Origin of the sequence: Aminipila luticellarii (assembly GCF_004103735.1) — a bacterium.
GTDB classification, from domain to species: Bacteria; Bacillota; Clostridia; order Peptostreptococcales; family Anaerovoracaceae; genus Aminipila; species Aminipila luticellarii.
The window spans coordinates 1,251,538-1,270,024 of record NZ_CP035281.1; the positions used below are offsets into that span (position 1 = coordinate 1,251,538).

Sequence of the window (18,487 nt, forward strand, 5' to 3'; positions counted from 1 at the left end):
TGTAAATACAAGGAGGAAAATATATGAAAACAACCAAAATCAAAGGAAAGATATTTTTGTCTTTAATCTTAACAGTTGCCATGACAATCGGGTTATTGCCACAAATGACAATGCCTGTGTTCGCTGCAAGTGAAACAGCATACTCGTCAGGAGCTCCGGCAGGTACAAGCTCAGTACCTGTGACCTATACCATCAGTGACGAGATACAGCTCCGTGCTTTAGCAACGAAGGTAAACAGTGGGACTACATATCAATACACAACCTTTGTGCTTCAGAATGATATTGCTCTTAATACTGCGTGGACGCCAATTGGAGGGACAAATTATTCATTTAAGGGCACGTTTGACGGCAACAGCAAAAAAATTACACAAGTTAAAATAGGCTCAACTACTACTCCTGAAAGCAATCTACAGTATGTAGGCTTGTTTGGAAATGTTGAGGGTGGGACAATTAAAAATCTTGGGGTTGATATAGCAATTAATTCAAATTATTACATTGCTTCTGTTGGGGGCTTGGTTGGTAGAAATTATAACGCTAAAATCACAAACTGCTATGCTACAGGTTCCGTTACGGGCGGTGCTTATGCTAATGTAGGTGGCTTGCTTGGATATAGTGAAAGTACAACAACCATAAATTGTTATTCTACCAGTAGTATTAACGGTGGAGGCAGTGCTTCTGTTGGCGGCCTGATTGGAGGGAATTATGGCGATACAATTGCAAACTGCTATGCCACAGGCGATGTTTTTGGCGGGAGGCCTTCAAATGTGGGTGGATTGATTGGGTGGGGACAAAACACCCCAATCACAAACTGCTATGCTACCGGCGTTGTCATTGGCACTTTCAGTAGCTCATATTCAACCAATGTCGGTGCATTGATCGGATTGGGACAAAGCATGACGATTACAAAATCATACTGGAATAGTAATGCAGAGCAGAACGTGAGTGGCGCTAGAACTGATGCAAACAAATTAGGCGTTGGAAGTGGTACTGACAGTACAACAAAAATGACATCAGCCGACATGAAGGACGCAGCTTTTGTTACAACGTTAAACAATAATGGTTCCAGTATTTCAGGAGCCAGCACTTGGGTATCGGTTTCTGGAGGTTATCCAACATTTTTTGTTCCTCCAACAATAATCGCCAAGCCAATTACAATTGGTACAACTGCCCCTGTTACAGCAGCAGTCGTTGCAGATGGTACAAACACAGTGCCAACAGGTGCAATGGCTCCAGAAATCACTTGGTCTGAGGACGGTATAGCCTATGCTACTGCAAGCGGCAGCTTTGCGGCAAGCGCAGAATACAAAACAAAATATGTGTATACTGCCAGCACAGGGTATGAGTTTGACAGCACAATTGCGGCAGGAGATATAACTGTTACAAATGGTGGCACAGCTGCTGTCGTACTTTCTGACGCTAATAAAACACTTACAATAACAGTAACTTGGCCGGTAACAGCAAGTAATGCTTGCGATATTACGGGGTTTAGCTTTGCAAGCCCTACTGTAACAGGGACAATAACAGGAACAAATATTGCTGTTATCGTTCCATATGGCACCACTGTTACAAACCTTGTTCCCACCATTGCTGTTTCAGCAAAATCAACCATTTCCCCTATAAGCGGTATAGGAAAAGACTTTACAGACCCTGTTATTTATACAGTAACGGCCGAAGACGGAACAAAAAAAGAGTATACAGTAACAGTAACAGTAGCGGCCGATCCTGACATTGCAACGGTCAACAATGCCAAAAATGCGGCAGAAAGTGCAACCTATGCAGATATGGACCAAGCAGCGGAAATGAGTGAAGATATAATCAAAGACACACTTAAATCAACTGCAATAACAGCGATAAACGATAATGATGTAGCCGTTACAATTAACAAAGAAAGCTACACTGCTCCAGTTGCCGGAACGAGCGCAGATCCTGCCGGCACAAATGGTAGCTATGAGTTCACCGTAACCGTGAGCAAGGGCAGTCAAATACAAATAACAGAAAAAAAGACAATTACAATTAAGGCAACAGCTTTTACAGGTGTAAGTGATGTGGATGCGATTGCTGCAGCTAAAGCTGCCATTAAAGACAGCACAGTAACTGTAGCCTTTGGTGGAGATCAAACAGCGAAAACGGCGGCTGTGCAAAGTTATGTGGATGGCTTGCTGACAGGGGATGCTACAGGCGTAACCGCTACCGTTACATTTAACAGCGAAACTGGTAACTATGCTGTTGCGATTGAAAAAGGAAGCGTTGAGGACGCAACAACCATTACAATGACAATCACAGAGGATGCCGACCCTGACATTGCAACGGTCAACAATGCCAAAAATGCGGCAGAAAGTGCAACCTATGCAGATATGGACCAGGCAGCGGCAATGAGTGAAGATGTAATCAAAGACACACTTAAATCAACCGCAATAACAGCGATAAACGATAATGATGTAGCCGTTACAATTAACAAAGAAAGCTACACTGCTCCAGTTGCCGGAACGAGCGCAGATCCTGCCGGCACAAATGGCAGCTATGAGTTCACCGTAACCGTAAGCAAGGGCGATCAAATACAAATAACAGAAAAAAAGAAAATTACAATTAAGGCAACAGCTTTTACAGGTGTAAGTGATGTGGATGCGATTGCTGCAGCTAAAGCTGCCATTAAAGACAGCACAGTAACTGTAGCCTTTGGTGGAGATCAAACAGCGAAAACGGCGGCTGTGCAAAGTTATGTGGATGGCTTGCTGACAGGGGATGCTACAGGTGTAACCGCTACTGTTACGTTTAACAGCGAAACTGGTAAATATGCTGTTGTGATTTCAAAAGGAAGCGTTGAGGACTCAACAAGCATTACAATGACAATCACAGAGGACGCCGACCCTGACATTGCAGCGGCTAACAATGCCAAAAATGCAGCAGAAAATGCAAATTATGTAGATATGACTCAAGTAGTCGCTACCGATGAAGCTGTTATTCAAGATGTTCTCAAAGCTATAGCGGAAAGTGCAGTGAATAACAATACCGTTAACGTAACGGTAACCAAACAAAGCTACACGGCGCCTATTGCCGGAACAAGTGCAGATCCGGCGGGAACGACAGGGAGCTATGTATTCAAAATACAGGTTTCAAAGGGACTGCAAACACTATTTACTTCCCAAAAGACGATTACTATTGCGGCAACACCTTATGCGGAAATACCAACTTATAAAATTATAGGAATCGTACAGGATGGAAATAGTAGTAATGTTCAGGATGCCACCGTTAAACTTATGTATGGACAAAACCAGGTTGGTCTATCGGTTCAAACCGATGCAGATGGTAACTTTACCATTGAGAATGTAACAAACGGCACCTATAATCTGGTGGTGAGTAAAAATGGAATTACCGTTACTATGCTTGTTGCAGTGAATAGTGCAAATAATACCCTTGAAAGTGCCATCATACTTCCTAGCGGAAAGACCAATAGTGTTGTTGAGGTAAAACCTTACACACCGGCAATCGTCGTAGGTGGACTTGATAAACAATTTCAGGAAACTGCCACAGAGTATGATAAAGGGGTAACTTTAATGGATAATGATGTGGTAACAAACGGTGGTTCCGTTGAAATTAAGCTTATTGCAGAGAAAAAGGATAACACGGCAACAAACGCAAGTGATATTTCAGCTACTGCAACATCAGACGGAAAAACAGTAGGCATTTTCGTTGACTTATCTGTACTAAAGACAGTAAAGGATAGTAGTGGGAACGAAATTTCTTCCCAGTCCGTTACGCTTACCGAACTTCCAAGCTTAATAGAGGTGCTTATTCCGCTTCCTACCTCGCTTCAAGGCAGAGCAAACTATGTTGTATATCGTTACCATGGAACCGAGGTAAATACCATTACCACCGAGGCAAATCCAACAGGCGAAAAAATTGAGCTTGTTGATAACGGTGCAACCATCAAGCTTACTATAAAAAAATTCTCCACCTATGCCATTGCCTATACCACGCCAACAACACCAACCCATAATACAGGTGGTAGTTCAGGAGACAGTAGTGTCGTATTATCAATAATCACCGCCGAGCAAAGTGAGGGCGGTAAAATCACCATTAATACAGACAAAAAAACTGCAACTCTTATCCCAGATGACGGTTATGTAATAGCAGATGTAGTAGTTGACGGAAAAAGCATAGGAGCAACAGAAAATTATACCTTTAAAGACAGGAATACGCACAAAATTTGTGCTATTTTTGTAAAGAAAAGCGCACTTGCGTATTACAATCAAGATAACCAGAAGGTTTACATTGGTTTTTCTGCGATTGTAGGAAATCTCTATAAATATGTTGCACCTGCCAGCGTCACCGTAGAATTCAAAGAAAATCCAAAGACTTTTACGGACAATACCATAGTATGGGCTAAACCAAGCATTGATTTTGTAACGGAGCGTGAAATTTTCCTTGGGAAAACTCAAGATCAGTTTGGATCAAATGAAAGCATGACAAGAGCCATGTTTGTAACAGCAATCGGCAGGCTGTATGAGCGTTCTTATGGAAGCATTTCTGGAAATGGAAGCGTTTCAGCAATAAGCAGTTTCTATGATGTCAATACAAGCGACTACTATGCCAAGTATGTGACTTGGGCCAATGAAAATGGGCTAGTCAAAGGCGTTAGAGAAAACCTGTTTGCACCTAACGAAAAGGTAACTCGTGAGCAAATGGCAGCCATTATGTTCAACTTTGCGAAGTTCTTAAAAAAGGCAGATGTTACAGACGGTTCCCTTGTATACGCAGATAGCGAAAGCATTTCATCTTGGGCCATGGACGGTGCTAAATACTGCCAAGGGACAAATGTGATAACAGGAAGAGAAGGAAATCGCTTTATTCCGCAGGGAAACGCTACAAGAGCCGAAGTAGCAGCGGTAATGGATCGGTTTATTGAAACCATTGTGAAATAGTAAAAGATAGGGGAAACTAGGTACAAGCAAATGAAAAATGCCGCATGATTCAAACTCGCTGAGTATGAGCATGCGGTATTATTTTTATCTTTTAGACAAATGGTTTACCGTTTACGCAAAAAAGAAAGAAAATGTAGAACGTGTGTTGGAATAGACCGGGTTGAAAGTGTATTCCCTCTTTATTGCCCAGATTAAGCAGAAAAACGGGATTATTGAGCGAGTGAATTACAATAAACCGAAGTCTGAAAATACCAAACAGCCGAAAGGCCCACCTGAAAAGGAACGGGCAATCACGGAAGCATTGAAGTTTTTTGGAATGATAGGAGATCCACTGTAGCATAGGAGGAAGTTGGCAATACATCTATCAGTGGTCAGCGCTGGATTATTTGATTTATAATGACCCGCTGCTTACGCAGACCAAATTTTGAACGGAAATCCAGAGACGTATTTGAAAACTGTAACGGAATTTGCAGCTTTAGACTAAACAATAGCCACGGTTGCTGCTCCGAAAACAGAGTAGTAGCCGTGGTTCTGCTTTTGCTTAAAGTCTTTTTCCCTGCTCGTAAAAATAACGCAGCCGAAGCTGCGTTAAAAATATGAATTAGTATCAGAATCTTAGTGACAAGCAAGTGAGGCTGCCGTCGATTTTCTTGAACTCGCTTGTATCAACTAACTTTACAGGGTAGCCTAGGTCTTCGATGATTTTAAGAGTCTTAGGATATCCTTCCGGAACAAGAACTGTACCATTAATGTACAGACTGTTGATTGCATAAAGTTCGTCAGGGGATACAACGAAGCGGTTAAAGTCTTTGAAAGCTTCTAGCTTGTTAACGGTTTCTGTAACAAGCATATTGTTGTTTTCAAGGTAGATTGCGAAATCCTTTAGATGAAGGCCTTCTGTTACAGGTACTGTGGATGAAGTGTAGCCGAACTTTGTAACTATTTCGTTGAACTGGCGGGCGCCTTCTGCGTTTGTTCTATCGCTCTGACCAACATAGAAGTGATCTCCTACACGCATGACATCACCGCCTTCCATTGTTCCTGGAGCTTCGATGTGAAAAATCTGGTCATCTGAATAGAACTTACGAATAGCCGGAAGGATTTCTTCCTTTTCGCCATTACGGGAGTCCTTTGCAGGGTTTGTGATCACTGCACAACGCTCCATAACAACGGCTGGGTCTTCTGTAAAACAGGAGTCCGGGTAACGCTCATCGGCTTCTAAATCTAAAACTTCTAATCCAAGGGATTCAAGAATCTCAACGTATTTATCATGCTGTCTGGCGGACAATTCGTATTCTGGCTTTTCGCCTGCTTCTACGAACTGAGCTGTGGATATTCCGTCGATTAATGCTTTGCAAGGTTTCTTGGTAATGGCTTTTGTAAACATATTTATACCTCCGTAAGATTAAATTGATTTTTTCTATGCTCTAAGTATATAATACAAACAGGGATTCGTAAACAACAAGTATATCATGGTTTCCATGAGTATTAATCATATAACGATCAAGGAGGTGAAAAATGAGTCTCTCACAATACGAGGCATTTATCAAAGCTGTCGAGACTGGAACAATGACTCAGGCAGCGGAGGAGCTTGGCTACACGCAATCAGGGCTTACTAGAGCATTAAATACATTAGAGGAGCAATGGAATCTAAAACTATTAACTAGAGGACGAAACGGTGTACAACTTACTACAGAAGGGCAACAGCTATTGCCATATATAAGAACGGTCCTTCATGACCAACGTAGACTTTCTGAGCGAATCGGAGAGATCAATGACCTTCGTGAAGGCCTTATTAGAATTGGAACATTTAACAGTGTCTCTGCACAGTGGCTCCCTGGGATGATAAAGAGATTTCAACAGGATTACCCTAGAATCAGATTCGAGCTGCTGCACGGAACAGATACTCAGATTGTCAGCTGGATAGCTGATGGACGAGTGGATGTGGGTTTTGTTGCATACCCAACTTTACCGGAACTTGAGTCCGAATTCCTGTACCGTGACCCCATCGTAGGCATTTTTTCTGAAGATGATCCCTATGCCAGAATGGAAAAACTCAACATTTCCGAGCTGCCAAATCTGCCGTACATTGCGCTCAACGAGGGGGTGGAGGATGAGATTACAGCTATTCTGGACAAAAATAGGATTATCCTAGATGCACGTTTCGTAGAAAGCGACGATCACGCCGTAATCGCTATGGTAGAGAAAGGGCTGGGCATTAGTCTTATGTCTGTAATGATGATACAGGGTTTTGACCGACGAATTGTGGCGATTCCTCTGGACCCACAGGGCTACCGAGACCTTGGAATCGCTTGCCGCAGCCATAACCTTCTGTCTGGCGCAGCATCAAGGTTTTACGAGTATGCGCGCCGCTGGATAGCTGAGGAGTACAAGCCCATCGAACTATGACATATTTCCAAGGGACTATGCATCCACAAAATAGCATCGACAAAATTGCAAAAAAATAATTCCAGAACAGCAAAGTGATGCCACAGATGTATTGGGATATTTAAGTGAACCAATGGTAAGCTGCCAGACAGCTGATTATGTAACTGAAATTATTCTGCCTCTTGAAGAAGACACCACATTTGTTGAACTGGCTGAAAGTTGGAAGTAACTGAATAGAACTAAATGAACTTTAACGCAGTGTCAAGCTTTAGCTTTTCATTGCGTTTTTTTGACTTTATTTTGCGTTGCAGATGCCATGACATAAAGTAAATTGATATAAGACCAACTTTATTTGCTCATCATTTCTTATTTTAAGGCATTGACCTTGACATAATGACAAGATTTAAAATAGAAGGGCAAAAGAAAAACGAGGAGGGGCTAAACAAATGTTAAATGTATCAAAACCTGTGGCATACCTTATTCTAGGAGTTTCAATCGTATTGGAATTGTGCGGCTCGGCATGTCTTGAAGCCTGCGGCCAGTTTGCAGATAAGAAACTTACTGTAATTTTAATTTTATGTTATCTTGTATCATTTGGACTGTTTTCAAAAATTCTACACCTAATAAATCTTGCGGTAGGATATGCTACCTGGACTGGTGTAGGTGCAATAGCAACTTCACTAATGGGTGTAATGATTTTTGACCAGCCACTGACTATTGTTGGGTGGATTTCAATATTTGCAATGGGACTGGGAGTTTTCATTCTTAACCTGTTCGGAACTCCACCGGAGGAGACGCCAACTGGAGAGGAGGCAGAAAAATGTTAACGGCTTATTTACTTCTGGCATTGTCAATTACTTGTGAAATGGTTGCTGCTTCTGTTGTAGTACAATCAAAAGGCTGGACTGTTCTAAAACCAACAATTATCTGCATTGTTGGTTATGCATTCAGTTATTACCTCTTTGGGATGTGTCTAAGTGATATTGATCTGGGTGTAGGATATGCAACCTGGGGGGCAGTTGGCACCATAGTAACACCTATAGTTGGATATTTTATCTATAAACAGAAGCTGACTAAATGGGGAGTATTTGCTCTGATACTAATTATAATCAGTACATTAACGCTTAATCTTTTCGGATGGTAGAGTAAAGCCGGCATGAAGGGTATATATGACAGAAAATTTTTACCTTCTTCTGACGAATTTCCTTTGCTTCTTGACAGTATATTGTATTGCCGATATACTGACGATGAGGTGATAGACCATGAACAAAGAACAACAGTTTATGAAGGATTTCAGAGATTTATTTAACAAGATGATGTGGCTGGATAGCTTTAATATGAAAATCAGTCTTAGAAATTATAATCCTTCTGAAATCCATTGTATTGAATATATTGGACAAAATATAGATCCGAATGTGACCAAACTTGCAGAGTACTTTTATATGACAAGAAGTGCTATAAGTAAATTAACGAAAAGGCTCCTAGAAAAAGGATTGATCGAAAGCTACCGGAAGCCGGATAATAAGAAAGAAATTTACTTTAAGCTTACTGAAGAAGGAAAAGAACTTAATAAAGTTCATGAAGAATTACATAAAGAATTTCAACAGCGCGACAAAGCTGTATTTGAGCAAATAACCGAGGAACAATTGGATATGATGCTCCTTTTTACAGAAAGGTATACGGAGCATTTGGATGCAGAAATAAAGAAACTAGGTGTGGATATTACATCTGGGTTTATGGCAGGTATTTGGATGCAAAAATAAAAAGTCGAAAGTGGAAGTGTTGTATTTGGATTTTAAAGCATACTTAATTGCACATGGCTCCAGCAGCCCAATCTATTGGAGAGGGCTGTTTTTTTGTGGCAATCATATTGTTGACAAAGACTCAAAAATACAGTATAGTATTTTGTGTCTGGTGACTCAAAAATATTTAGAGGAGATTTATAGATGAAACCACAAAATATAGATAAATTTAACGTGAAAAGGGAGGAAGAAAGGATGAACATTATTGGTATTATCGCAAGTCCGCGTAAGGAAGGCAATACTGCTTTTATTGTAAACAAAATATTGGGAGGTGCAAAAGAGCAAGGTGCCGAAACCAGTGCATTCAGTTTCGGTAACCTTCATATCGAACCGTGCTGCGGATGCTGGAGCTGCCATAGGAGTCAGCAGGGTTGTGTAATCGAAGATGATATGCAGAAAATTTATGATGCGATTGAGCGTGCGGATGCTATTGTTCTAGGCGTACCGATTTACATGGGGCAAATGAGTGCTCAGGGGAAAATATTTACCGATAGGCTGTTTGCACGCTTTTCTCCTCGTTTTTCACCTTTTTTTAATGACCATGCGGTGAAGCAGAGGCTGATTCTTTCCTTTAATCAGGGAAATCCGGATGCCAATCTGTTCAAGGTATATACTGATTATACGAAACAAATGTTTGAGGTGTTGGAATTTGAGGTAAGTGAAGTGCCTATTGTTACCGGATTGCGAAATGAACCGGCACATAGTAAAAAGGATTTGGATATGAGTTTGAAAAAGTTCGGATCTTCATTGGTCTTAGCATCCTGTTAGCAGTAATCAGGAAAACTTAAGAATGTCGAAACCTTCTCCTATTTTTTGTGTATATGTCTTTAGCAGGTTATAAAAAGGTTATAATGATTACAACCAGAGGGGGGGAAGGCTGATTTGAAAGAGGATGAAAAGCTTTTGCTTAATTTGAAAAAGAGAAAGCGTGATGCATTAGATAAAGTAATGAAAGAGTATACACCCTATGTCAGCGTGATTATTTATAATATCATTGGAAATATTATGACAAAGGAAGATGTGGAGGAAGCGACGGCAGACGTATTTGTGGGACTTTGGAAGCATACTGATTCCCTTGATAGCGAAAAGGGGACGGTCAAAGCTTATTTGGGAGCAGCAGCACGAAACTGTGCAAAAAACAAGTTGCGTCAAGTTTCCGTTCACCAAGAACTAGATGAACGGATGACTGCTGAAAATCCTGAGCCTGTTGCATATCTTGAACAGAGGGAGAAGCAAAAACAATTGATTCATCTGATTTCTACACTGGGCGAGACGGATAGTGAGCTTTTTATGCGGTATTATTATTATGATGAAAAAATTTCTAAAATTGCAAAGCTTACAGGAATGAATGCTTCCACTATTAAAACAAGGTTAGCACGTGGGAGAAAGAAACTTAAGGAGATGCTGGATCATGAGGGGAGGAGACTATGATGAATAAACGACTTTCCAAATTGTGCTGTGAGCTGGAGATAGACAGCATAGACACAGAAGAAAAAGTCAACGTAAAAGACATAATTGACAGAGTAAACGGCACATTGAATACAGACGTGAAGGAAAGAAAACTTTACAGGAGACAGAAAGTAATAAAAACAGCAGTTATTATTACCGCACTCCTGGTGTTGGCAACGACAACCGTATTTGCAGCAGTTAAGGCAGATGTTTTGAAGTTGAATTTTGCGGGAGATACGGCTCCCTTTACCAATTTTGTGGATACGAAAGAGCAGAGTGTGACGGATGGGCAATATCGACTAACGTTGGAACAGAAATTGGTTTCTAAATATCAGGTATTTGTGGTTTATAAGGTGGAGGGCCTAACCGATGAGGCGATTGCAAAGCTCATGAAGGAGGATTATTTTGGAATAGGGTTAACAGATATCTCCTTTGAACCGAAATATCGGGACCGTGCGACCATTTCGAATCTTACCCAGAATGAAATAATAAACTTGAAAACCAAAACCTCCCGGACATTCCAATTATACAGCAGCAGCTTTCTCAATGAGGATGAAGTGGATTTCATTCTGAGGCTTGCCTGTATGGAGGAAGGGAAGCAGATAACCGTTCCCATGAAATGCAATGTGGAATCAAAGGAATTTATTTTGGAAGGCCAGCCTTATGGCAATGCAATTTTAAGATATAGTCCTCTTGGGATTTATTTTGAGAGAAATTATAAAACACAAAATGACCTGGATACGGAATTGTATTTTCGTATGAAAAACGGCAAAATCAAAACCTGCAACGACTTAGCCGATGTATTGCCTGGAGGAAGGATGAATTCCTATGACGTATTTGATGAACAGCTTAAGCTTTGGCGTTATGGCAGCACAGGACTTTTTTATGAAATAACAGAACCATCGGATTTTAAAAGTATCATTGTTGGTAATATAGAGTATGATATTAAGGATCCCACTAAAACTAAAACGATTCATATTGATGAAGCATTGCGTCCTTTTGAGTTGAAACCGGTAATAAAAGATGAAACAGCTTGGATACCTGTTGAAGTACTTTGCAGTAAATTAGGGGCAAAATATCAATGGAATGAAAAGACTCGTTCGGCGCAAATCAACTACCATGATGAAATATATATTCTTAAGGACGGAAGCAGTATTCTTTTGAGAAATGGTGAGAAATTTGAGCTGTTTAATCCGGTATGTATAGTTGAAGGGCAGCTGCTTGCACCGGAATACCTAGCTTTTGGCATGCATTTTAAGGTGAAGCCCAAAGAAGAACCTTGGGACAGCAGTGAGCATCGTCGTGTAGGTACACATGATATCAAAGATACAGTATGGGTTGTTATACCTTGATAAACATGTAATGAAATTTTTGAATAAAATGATTTAGAAAAGGTAAAATTAAAAAATTTTTAAATATTAAAAATAGTATTGTATAATGGAAAATATTATATTATAATGAAATAGATAAAAATATTATAGATTAAGGGTTCATTTATTTGTGACAATACTTCTTTGATTTATTTAGAGAGATGTCTCTGATTTTGAAATCCTAAGTAAAACAAAGGAGATTAGTATTATGGCTGATAAAACAATTGTATGCAAAGACTGCGGAGCAGAATTCACTTTTACTGAAAGCGAGCAGGCGTTCTACAAAGAAAAAGGATTTGAAAACGAACCACAAAGATGTCCTGAATGTAGAAGAGCAAGAAAACAACAAAGAAATAATAGAAGTAACGGTAATAGATATTAATAGTAATGTTTATTTTAAGCAATAAAAGTGGATTTAATAATCCACTTTTATTTATTACGTAGGAAATATCGCTTGCGATATTAACGAAGCCACTTTTTTTATATGAAGGATTAATAGGAGGTATTTAATATTAATAATAAAAAAGACGCACGTATTAATGATGAAATCAATGATAATGAAATTAGGCTTGTTGACACAGACGGCACGATGCTGGGAATCGTATCTACTTCCGAGGCATTAAAATTGGCATTTGACAAGAATTTGGATTTAGTGGAAATTTCTCCGAATGCGGTTCCCCCCGTATGCAAAATTATTGACTACAATAAAACCATGTATGAAAAAGCAAAAAAAGAGAAGGAAGCAAAGAAGAACCAAAAGGTCGTAACCATTAAGGAAGTCCGGTTATCCGCCAATATAGAAGAACACGATTTAGAGGTAAAAAGTAAAAATGCTTATAAATTTTTATCACAGGGGAATAAGATAAAAGTAAGCATCCGCTTTAAAGGAAGGCAGCAAAAATACGCAACCGACGGGTTAGAGGTCTTTTCAAAATTTGCTGATTTAGTAAAGGATGTGGGTTCTATCGAAAAGAGTGCTGCTCTTGAGGGCAGAACTATGACGATGATCTTAGTCCCTAAAAATAGCTAGAAAAAATAAAATGTCTTGGAGAAATCCAAGGCATTTTTTGATATATGCCGGGAATGATGCTCTTTGTATTTAAAGCTAAAAACAGCCCCGATTTAACCGGGGCTGTCGCCTATTGTGAGATATTTTATTAGTTAAGCTTGGATTTTTCCCACTGAATGTATGTGTCATACATCCGAAGGACCTGTTTCATTTTTTTATCCGTTACTTTGGACGGATCTTTTAAAATACTTCCCATTTGTATGAGCTGTGCTTCTAAAAATTTTGGATTATTCATTCGGCTTTGAGGATTGGATTTCTTATTTTTGGCTGATATCATACTTTCTTTAAACATAAGAAGGATGAAACTGCGCCTTTTCTGTTTTGGCACTTGTTTGGAAGATTCTGCAACCTGTTCAAACATTTTGTACAATTGCTTCCTTCTGTAACGTAAATAGAATACAAGACCGATAATAGCTAAGACTAAGATTACTAAAATTATAATCCATTTTGTTGTTGTGTGCATATTGTATACTCCTTTTATAAACTTCTATATGTATTTTACCGTAAGTTGCGGCAAAACACACGATATTTTTGCATAAAATCATGATATAAAAATGAAGAATCTGCTGAAAGCCGCATAGAAAAGGGGATTACTTGTTTTTTTCTCGTTTTTATTGTATAATGTCTAACAATAATAAGGATGATTGAAATGAAAGGAAACCAATGTCATATTTGAAAGAAGAAGAATGGGTATATATCAGCAATATGATATATAAACTAAATCTGGAGACGGATGAAAGAATGAAACGTCTTGATTTCCTCAGGGATTTAAGAACGCTTATCCCTTATACGGGAGCTTCTTTTTACTTGGGCGATGCAGCCAGTTCCACGTCGCCTCTTGTTCATCCGGTGGGTATTGATATTCCGGATGGAAAATTTGAAGAGTATGAACAATATTACTATAAAATGGGTTATGCAAGCCGGTTTTACCCGCTTGTGTCCTCGATTATATTGAGACAGGAAGATATTGCTTCTGACGAACAAAGAAAGTTCTCAGAGTATTATAATCAGTATCTGAAAGGGATTGACTATACACTGGATACCTATTTTGCGAATCTCAGCGGGATACTGGGCGAGGTTGCTCTGAGCAGAAAAAAAGAGCTGGGGCCTTTTAAAGAACGGGAATTGTTCATAATGAAAATTCTTGAGCCGCATATCACCAATCGCCTGTATTTAATGAAACTTGCCAATAAAAACAACAATCCGTTAAATAATGATGCCCTTCAAAACGAATACAATCTGACTTACAGGGAAATGCAGATTTTGAATCTGGTTCTTCAAGGAAAAAGAAACATAGAAATTGCCGACTCTTTTGATTTAAGTGAGAGCACGGTGAAAAAACATCTGAGTAATGTTTTTCATAAGTGCAAGGTAAAAAATCGCTTACAGTTAATTGATTTAGTGATGAAGAAAAAGCATCTGTAAATATGAAATAAAAAAAGCGTAAAATAATAAAAAGGCTGCCATCTGGTACGAAAGGAGTAGTATCAGGTGGCATTTTTTATGCCTTTTTTTATCCTTTTTAATCCATATTCCCCCTTTCATGAACTTATTTTAGCCGGTAGGTCTATAGAAAGGATTAAGCTCCGGTTGCTATACTTTATGTATTAAGATATGTTGCAGCATCTTTAAAATTTTGAAAGGAGTTATTGTTTTATGGAAAGTAAAAAGATTTCCTTGTTATCAATGATTATGTTTGGTATCTGCAGCCTTGTGGTTTTATATACCTGGTCCGCATCTGCGGCAAGAGGGACTCATGGCCTTGGCGTATGGATTATTATGGCATTCGCTTTCTTGATTCCAAATTGTTTGACCGTTTCTGAACTTGGTTCAACTTACGTTGAAGACGGAGGGATTTCCCTTTGGGTAACAAAAGCTTTCGGACCTGTACCCGGTTCCGTTGTCGGTTGGTTTTATTGGGTAAACTATGTGTTTGGTTTACCGCTGGTATTTATCACCATTATGGGAAACCTGCAGGCCTTCTTTTTCCCGAACTTATCATCGCTGGCTCAAATGGCAGGTACCATCGGACTTATTTGGTTTACTGTAATTGTCGGCATTTGCAATTCTGGCCTGACGCAAAAAATATGTGCTTTCGGCGGAAACGTGGTAGCGGGTATCCTTGCTGTCATCGTTGCGCTGGCAGTTATTTTCTGCATTAAGAACGGCGGAACAGCAACGCATTTTACCTTATCCGGTATCATTCCGTCCTGGTCGATGTTTGTAGATTTTGCCCCGGTGGTAGTTTTTAACTTACTCGGTTTCGAATTGATCAGTTCTGTTGCCAGCCAGTGCGATAACCCACAAAAGAATGTTCCTAAATTTACTACGATAACGGGTATTATTGTGGGGTTGGCTTATGTAATGGCAACGGTTGCCATTATGGCTATTATTCCTGAATCTCAGGTGGACAGTGTGAATGGTATCGTTGATGCGGTACAAATAGCAGCTGTTTCTATCGGCGGGGAAGCCTTAGGTAAGGTGTTGACTTCGTTGATTGTTATTGCTATTGTTTATGGCCTTGCTGCCTCTGGAATTGCTTGGGCTTTTGGTACTTCTGCCGTTATTTCTTCTGCGGGGCTTGGAGAAAAGTCTGCGATTCTCGGTCATAAAAACAAAAAATATGGAACGCCGGACTACGCTTATTTGATCATGGGTATATTTGGAACGGCCTATACTGTTTTAAGCTTTGCCGGAGGCGATAGTATTAATGCAATTTATGATTTTATTTTTTGTTTCTCCAGTATGCTGTTTATGACACCGTATGTATTTATGTATCCGTCTTTGATTCGACTGAGAAAAATCGATCCGGATCGGGAACGTCCGTATAAGGTTCCGGGAGGAAACATCGGTGTGTGGGTTTGCGGTCTGCTTCCGACCATCAGTGTTATTTTTGCCATCGTGGGTCTTTCCCTGCCGGCTGAGGGCGTAGCAAATCCGGGAATGCAGCTGCTCAAAAGCTGGGGCGGATTTGCAGTAATTACTCTGATCGGCATTTTACTGCACTATAACGGTGAACGTAAAGCAAAAAAAGCGGCTTCTGAAAGCTTATCGGGAGGTAATATATGAGACAACATGCGGATACGATTTATATAAGTGATGCGATTTTTACGGGAAATTCATTGAAACCTATCAGCGGAGCATTGGCGGTCAGCGGCAAGCATATTTTGGCCGTAGGTTCTTTTGAAGATATGGCAGAATATACGGACGCCGATACAAAAATCATTCCGTGTCAGGACAAATTGATCCTGCCGGGCTTTCATGATTCCCATGTCCATTTTGTTTATGGAGCGATGCAAAACGATGAGGATTTAGGTTTCGATTTAAGTGACTGTACCAGTCTTGCTCAATGCGTAGAGAGGGCAAAGAAATTTGCTGATATGCACCCGGAGAATCAATGGGTCTATGGAAAGGGTTGGAATGAGGTGTCCTGGGTCGGAGGAGAACTGCCCAGCAGAGAATTACTAGATGAAGCCATACCGGATCGTCCGGTATATCTGGCATCTTGGGATCTGCATTCCGGCTTGGTAAATAAAAAGGCTTTGGAACGGATGGGGTGGGATCGATCCACTCCGGATTTGGAGGACAGCACCCTGGGCCGGTATGAAGACGGCGAATTGACAGGCCTGATTAGAGAACCGGGATATTTGAATCCGGTAAATAACGCAGCCCTGCAGTGCCCCGACTTACCCAAGACGGTTGCAAAGGCCATTAAGACGGCGAATGCTTATGGGATAACGTCTCTTGGTGTTGTCCATCCTTATGGAAGCTTGTCCGAGGAAGAAACCGTTGATTTATTTAAACAAATGGAAGAGGATCATTTATTAACCCTTCGTATCCACCTTTTTATGGAACTTAAAGAAGATCTGACCGAAGTTAAAAAAACGGAAAAGCGTTGTGACTCGGATATGTTTCATGTTTCAGGTCTAAAATTAATTACAGACGGAGTTTGCGAATCCTATACCGGTTATCTTTCTGAGCCCTACGCGGACAATCCGTCCACCTGCGGCGAATTGCAGATTGGAGCAGAAAGATTGACGAAATTGCTGCTCCATGCCGATGCGGAAGGCTATAGCGTCCGATTACATACGATTGGGAACGGTGCGGTTAACAATGCCTTAAACTGCTTTGAAAAGGTCATGGCTGCCAATGGAAATAAAGGATTGCACCACGCGCTGGAGCACATTGAAAGCTGTAAACCGGAAGATATTGATAGAATTTCCAAAATGGGAATTATGGCCTCCATGCAGCCGGTACACGCCATTCTGAATGTGGACGGATATCCAAAGCTGCTGGGTGAAAAGTGGATTCCGTACATGTGGCCGATAAAAACGCTGATTGATGCAGGAGCAACGTATTGTTTAGGGACGGACTATCCTGTGGTCGGATTAAATCCAATGGAAGGTATTCATGCAGCAATTACCCGTCAGTCCCCGTCAGGTTATCCGGATGGGGGATTTGTACCGAAGCAGAAAATATCCCTTGGACAGGCCTTGCAGGGATATACCTATGGATCTGCCTTAGTTGCAAATTATCAGGATAAGATCGGGACACTGACAGAAGGCAAATATGCAGACTTTATTATTATGGACAGAAACTTATTTACTTGCAGTCCGGAAGAAATTTTAGACGCAGTGGTTGAAAAAACTTTTGTGGGCGGAAAATTAGTTTATTCCAGAACATGATTCCTAATCTGAATTCACTTGTTTCATATCTCCCAGATTGTGGTATAATGAATGTATACACTATGGTGAATGTTTAGTTTGTAAGGAATTCACTTAAATAATAATAAGGAGGATGAAAGCGATATGTTAAAACCAGAAGTAGCAAAGTTATTAAATGAACAGGTGAATAAAGAATTTTATTCCGCATACCTTTATATGGACATGGCAAATTACTATTCAGATCAGAATCTGAACGGATTTGAACATTGGTTTGATGTTCAGACACAGGAAGAAAGAGATCATGCCATGTTATTCCGTCAATACTTATTAAATAATGGAGAACAAGTTACCTTAACGGAAATTGCAGCTCCTGAGGGAAGCTACAAGGACTTTAAGGATCCATTAACAAAGGCTTTGGAACATGAACAATATGTAACAGCTTCTATTAATACTATATATGAAGCAGCTTATAAAGAAAGAGATTTTCGAACGATGCAGTTCCTTGACTGGTTTGTAAAGGAGCAGGGCGAAGAAGAAAAGAACGCCGATGATAACATTAAGAAATTTGATTTATTCGGCGGGGATCCAAAGAGCCTCTATATGCTGGATAATGAGATGAAGGCAAGAGTATATGCCGCACCTTCACTGGTATTGGATTAATTTTCTGACATAAGAGCAAAAAATCGATTATAATGAAAGAAGTCACGCTTTAAATGAAGTGGTCTGCACGAAGCAGACAGCTTTATTTGCTGCGTGGCTTTTTTTATTCGCCAGGAAACAGGGGTTCCCTAGAGGAAGTAGCGAAGCCACTTTTTTGTTAGGC

General features: G+C 40.2%; 16 protein-coding genes and 1 pseudogene. 15 read left to right on the forward strand and 2 right to left on the reverse strand.

All coding sequences use genetic code 11. The features are described from left to right. The first annotated feature begins 23 nt into the window (after positions 1–23). Entirely contained in the window at positions 24–4,922 is a 4,899-nt protein-coding gene (locus tag EQM06_RS05690; RefSeq protein WP_128745410.1) for an S-layer homology domain-containing protein, read from the forward strand. A gap of 412 nt (positions 4,923–5,334) precedes the next feature. Further along, positions 5,335–5,406: pseudogene (locus tag EQM06_RS13495) on the forward strand (hypothetical protein); the annotation flags it as partial. A gap of 123 nt (positions 5,407–5,529) precedes the next feature. Here the strand turns inward: EQM06_RS13495 and EQM06_RS05700 are convergent. Beyond that, on the reverse strand, positions 5,530–6,309 hold the full coding sequence (locus EQM06_RS05700) for a dimethylarginine dimethylaminohydrolase family protein (RefSeq protein ID WP_205666603.1): 780 nt from the start codon (positions 6,307–6,309) through the stop codon (positions 5,530–5,532). A 131-nt stretch (positions 6,310–6,440) separates the two neighbouring features. On the opposite strand from EQM06_RS05700, the gene EQM06_RS05705 reads away from it, so the two are divergent. The 9 genes from EQM06_RS05705 (at position 6,441) to infC (ending at position 12,961) form a co-directional block, all read left to right on the forward strand. After that, positions 6,441–7,331, forward strand: a complete 891-nt coding sequence (locus EQM06_RS05705) for a LysR family transcriptional regulator (RefSeq protein WP_128745413.1) — start codon at positions 6,441–6,443, stop codon at positions 7,329–7,331. A gap of 425 nt (positions 7,332–7,756) precedes the next feature. Continuing rightward, the gene (locus EQM06_RS05710) at positions 7,757–8,137 is read left to right on the forward strand and encodes a DMT family transporter (protein ID WP_128745414.1); all 381 of its coding nucleotides are present in this window, start codon (positions 7,757–7,759) and stop codon (positions 8,135–8,137) included. Continuing rightward, positions 8,131–8,454, forward strand: coding sequence for a DMT family transporter (locus tag EQM06_RS05715; protein WP_128745415.1), 324 nt, complete (start codon positions 8,131–8,133; stop codon positions 8,452–8,454). The genes EQM06_RS05710 and EQM06_RS05715 overlap by 7 nt, the downstream gene beginning before the upstream one ends. Positions 8,455–8,572: 118 nt before the next feature. Next, positions 8,573–9,073 (forward strand): MarR family transcriptional regulator, encoded by a 501-nt coding sequence (locus EQM06_RS05720; protein WP_128745416.1) that lies wholly within the window; start codon positions 8,573–8,575, stop codon positions 9,071–9,073. 183 nt (positions 9,074–9,256) lie between these two features. Beyond that, positions 9,257–9,880, forward strand: a complete 624-nt coding sequence (locus EQM06_RS05725; RefSeq protein ID WP_330548372.1) for a flavodoxin family protein — start codon at positions 9,257–9,259, stop codon at positions 9,878–9,880. 114 nt (positions 9,881–9,994) lie between these two features. Continuing rightward, complete coding sequence (locus EQM06_RS05730) at positions 9,995–10,543, forward strand: RNA polymerase sigma factor (protein WP_128745417.1); 549 nt, start codon at positions 9,995–9,997, stop codon at positions 10,541–10,543. Continuing rightward, complete coding sequence (locus tag EQM06_RS05735; RefSeq protein ID WP_128745418.1) at positions 10,540–11,913, forward strand: stalk domain-containing protein; 1,374 nt, start codon at positions 10,540–10,542, stop codon at positions 11,911–11,913. Before EQM06_RS05730 ends, EQM06_RS05735 begins: the two co-directional genes overlap by 4 nt. 226 nt (positions 11,914–12,139) lie before the next feature. Further along, complete coding sequence (locus EQM06_RS05740) at positions 12,140–12,313, forward strand: zinc-ribbon domain-containing protein (protein ID WP_128745419.1); 174 nt, start codon at positions 12,140–12,142, stop codon at positions 12,311–12,313. A gap of 129 nt (positions 12,314–12,442) precedes the next feature. Beyond that, positions 12,443–12,961, forward strand: coding sequence for a translation initiation factor IF-3 (infC, locus tag EQM06_RS05745; RefSeq protein WP_128745420.1), 519 nt, complete (start codon positions 12,443–12,445; stop codon positions 12,959–12,961). Between the two features lie 127 nt (positions 12,962–13,088). On the opposite strand, the gene EQM06_RS05750 is transcribed toward infC, so the two are convergent. Beyond that, positions 13,089–13,370, reverse strand: coding sequence for a hypothetical protein (locus EQM06_RS05750; protein ID WP_205666604.1), 282 nt, complete (start codon positions 13,368–13,370; stop codon positions 13,089–13,091). Between the two features lie 293 nt (positions 13,371–13,663). Here EQM06_RS05750 and EQM06_RS13350 point away from each other — a divergent pair, with 293 nt between their 5' ends. The 4 genes from EQM06_RS13350 (at position 13,664) to EQM06_RS05770 (ending at position 18,324) form a co-directional block, all read left to right on the forward strand. After that, entirely contained in the window at positions 13,664–14,425 is a 762-nt protein-coding gene (locus EQM06_RS13350; protein WP_128745422.1) for a response regulator transcription factor, read from the forward strand. Between the two features lie 231 nt (positions 14,426–14,656). Further along, positions 14,657–16,069 carry an APC family permease gene (locus EQM06_RS05760; RefSeq protein ID WP_128745423.1) on the forward strand — a complete coding sequence of 471 codons (1,413 nt, stop codon included), beginning with the start codon at positions 14,657–14,659 and terminating at the stop codon, positions 16,067–16,069. Continuing rightward, complete coding sequence (locus EQM06_RS05765; protein ID WP_128745424.1) at positions 16,066–17,685, forward strand: amidohydrolase; 1,620 nt, start codon at positions 16,066–16,068, stop codon at positions 17,683–17,685. The genes EQM06_RS05760 and EQM06_RS05765 overlap by 4 nt, the downstream gene beginning before the upstream one ends. 123 nt (positions 17,686–17,808) lie before the next feature. Beyond that, on the forward strand, positions 17,809–18,324 hold the full coding sequence (locus tag EQM06_RS05770; RefSeq protein ID WP_128745425.1) for a ferritin: 516 nt from the start codon (positions 17,809–17,811) through the stop codon (positions 18,322–18,324). Positions 18,325–18,487 lie beyond the last annotated feature (163 nt).

Coding starts and splice junctions, on each gene's coding strand:
- EQM06_RS05690 (WP_128745410.1), top strand. CDS start 24: ATGAAAACAACCAAAATCAAAGGAAAGATATTTTTGTCTTTAATCTTA.
- EQM06_RS05700 (WP_205666603.1), bottom strand. CDS start 6,309: ATGTTTACAAAAGCCATTACCAAGAAACCTTGCAAAGCATTAATCGAC.
- EQM06_RS05705 (WP_128745413.1), top strand. CDS start 6,441: ATGAGTCTCTCACAATACGAGGCATTTATCAAAGCTGTCGAGACTGGA.
- EQM06_RS05710 (WP_128745414.1), top strand. CDS start 7,757: ATGTTAAATGTATCAAAACCTGTGGCATACCTTATTCTAGGAGTTTCA.
- EQM06_RS05715 (WP_128745415.1), top strand. CDS start 8,131: ATGTTAACGGCTTATTTACTTCTGGCATTGTCAATTACTTGTGAAATG.
- EQM06_RS05720 (WP_128745416.1), top strand. CDS start 8,573: ATGAACAAAGAACAACAGTTTATGAAGGATTTCAGAGATTTATTTAAC.
- EQM06_RS05725 (WP_330548372.1), top strand. CDS start 9,257: ATGAAACCACAAAATATAGATAAATTTAACGTGAAAAGGGAGGAAGAA.
- EQM06_RS05735 (WP_128745418.1), top strand. CDS start 10,540: ATGATGAATAAACGACTTTCCAAATTGTGCTGTGAGCTGGAGATAGAC.
- EQM06_RS05740 (WP_128745419.1), top strand. CDS start 12,140: ATGGCTGATAAAACAATTGTATGCAAAGACTGCGGAGCAGAATTCACT.
- EQM06_RS13350 (WP_128745422.1), top strand. CDS start 13,664: ATGTCATATTTGAAAGAAGAAGAATGGGTATATATCAGCAATATGATA.
- EQM06_RS05760 (WP_128745423.1), top strand. CDS start 14,657: ATGGAAAGTAAAAAGATTTCCTTGTTATCAATGATTATGTTTGGTATC.
- EQM06_RS05765 (WP_128745424.1), top strand. CDS start 16,066: ATGAGACAACATGCGGATACGATTTATATAAGTGATGCGATTTTTACG.
- EQM06_RS05770 (WP_128745425.1), top strand. CDS start 17,809: ATGTTAAAACCAGAAGTAGCAAAGTTATTAAATGAACAGGTGAATAAA.